The 781-nt window shown below is 58.0% G+C and carries 1 protein-coding gene; it reads left to right on the forward strand.

Annotation, left to right across the window (positions count from 1 at the left end):
- Positions 1-95: 95 nt before the first annotated feature.
- Positions 96-680, forward strand: coding sequence for a Fe-S biogenesis protein NfuA (gene nfuA, locus ACW9JC_RS30370; RefSeq protein ID WP_338581075.1), 585 nt, complete (start codon positions 96-98; stop codon positions 678-680).
- The last annotated feature ends 101 nt before the right edge of the window (positions 681-781 follow it).

Here is a 781-nt window from a genome sequence, read left to right on the forward strand (position 1 = left end):
TACTGGAAAACCGGAATCTTTCCCGACAAAAATACTAGGACTTTGTCCGCGGCGATGATTGGCGTAAACTGCGCCCAAGCCTGCGAGGAGTTTCCATGACCGCTATTACCATCACCGACGCCGCCCACGATTACCTGGCTGATCTGCTCTCCAAGCAGAACACCCCGGGCATCGGCATCCGCGTCTTTATCACCCAGCCTGGCACCCAGTATGCCGAAACCTGCATTGCCTACTGCAAGCCGGGCGAAGAAAAACCCGAAGACACGGCGCTGGGGCTGAAAAGCTTCACCGCTTACATCGATCACTTCAGCGAAACGTTCCTGGACGATGCGGTTGTCGACTACGCGACCGACCGCATGGGCGGCCAGCTGACCATCAAGGCGCCAAACGCCAAAGTACCGATGGTCAACGCCGACAGCCCGGTCAACGAGCGCATCAACTATTACCTGCAAACCGAGATCAACCCGGGGCTGGCCAGCCACGGCGGTCAGGTCAGCCTGATCGACGTCGTTGAAGACGGCATCGCCGTTCTGCAATTCGGCGGCGGTTGCCAGGGCTGCGGCCAGGCAGACGTCACCTTGAAGGAAGGCATCGAGCGCACCTTGCTCGAGCGCATTCCAGAGCTCAAGGGCGTGCGCGACGTGACCGACCACACGCAGAAAGAAAACGCCTACTACTAAGGTGTTCGCTGCGAAATGAAAAAACGGCGCCCCGTGAGCGCCGTTTTTTTATGCATGAAGGTTAAAGATCGCAGCCTTCGGCAGCTCCTACAGATGTTCAC

This window comes from Pseudomonas sp. SDO5591_S426 (genome assembly GCF_054070755.1).

Bases quoted from the DNA above. Each gene is read 5' to 3' on its own strand.
- nfuA (WP_338581075.1), top strand. From the start codon at position 96: ATGACCGCTATTACCATCACCGACGCCGCCCACGATTACCTGGCTGAT.